Genomic DNA, 1,115 nt, shown 5'->3' with positions numbered 1-1,115 from the left:
CTAACGACCCGTGGAGCTGACCGGTACTAATAAGCCGAAGACTTGACAACACAATTATTTCCCGCACTTCGGTGTGGGGCTCGCGTCCACTTTGTGGTTCCCGACAGACGATCGGGAATCAAACTGAATACTTCAGCTATTGAAGGAACAGTGTTGATCCAGTGATTGGGTCGATGGTGTTCCGGTGGTCATAGCGAGAGGGAAACGCCCGGTCACATTCCGAACCCGGAAGCTAAGCCTCTCAGCGCCGATGGTACTGCAAGGGGGACCTTGTGGGAGAGTAGGACGCCGCCGGACTCAACGTAAGAATGATGTGGCCACTGGCCCTCCATCGAGAACTCGTAGGGGAGACCCTCGTTCTCGTGGAGGCCAGTGGCCATTTCTGTTTCACCGTGCTGTCCTGGCCCTCGACGTCGAGCACAGTCCGTGATGGACTGGTGCCGCTCGAGGCCATGGACGGCGCGGACATCCACAACGACACAGCGGACGACCGCCGGCGCAGCAGCTCCGGCACGCAACGAGGAGCACAACGGTGGCGAACGACGACGAACGGCGGAACGACCGCGACGACGAGCGTGGTGGGCGGCCCCGTCGAGACGGCGACCGAGGACCGCGCCGTGACGGAGCTCCCGGGCGCGATGGCGCGCGTGGGGGTTGGTCGTCCGGGCCGCGTGAGTTCGAGCGCCGCGAGGGTGAGCGTCGTGACCGGCCGCAGCGGGACGGCGATCGGCCCTTCCGTGGGGACCGTGGGCCGCGGGACAGCGCTGCTGGCCGTGGGTTCCGTGACGGCGGGCAGCGTTCGGATCGGCCTGCATGGCGTGGGGACCGCGATTCGTCGGGTCGGCCTCCCCGGTCCGATGGTCCGCGAGGGGATCGTCCGTTCAACTCGGATCGTCCGCGTCGTGACGGTGACCGTCCGTTCAACTCGGATCGTCCGCGTCGTGACGGGGATCGTCCGTTCAACTCGGATCGTCCGCGCCGGGATGGGGATCGTCCGTTCAACTCGGATCGTCCGCGTCGGGATGGGGATCGTCCGTTCAACTCGGATCGTCCGCGTCGGGATGGGGATCGTCCGTTCAACTCGGATCGTCCGCGTCGGGATGGGGATCGTCCGT

The 1,115-nt window shown here is 65.2% G+C and carries 1 protein-coding gene and 1 rRNA gene; both read left to right on the top strand.

What is annotated here, in order from left to right:
* Positions 1–180: 180 nt before the first annotated feature.
* Positions 181–297: ribosomal RNA gene (gene rrf, locus FS641_RS17750) — 5S ribosomal RNA — on the top strand.
* 605 nt (positions 298–902) lie between these two features.
* Positions 903–1,115, top strand: a 213-nt coding sequence (locus FS641_RS18295; RefSeq protein ID WP_222122130.1) for a hypothetical protein, incomplete at its 3' end; no start/stop codon positions are given.

The organism is Curtobacterium sp. 9128 (genome assembly GCF_007673775.1).
Classification (GTDB): domain Bacteria; phylum Actinomycetota; class Actinomycetes; order Actinomycetales; family Microbacteriaceae; genus Curtobacterium.
Note: the sequence above shows the minus strand (reverse complement) of the source record. Positions and strands in the feature narration are given on the sequence as shown.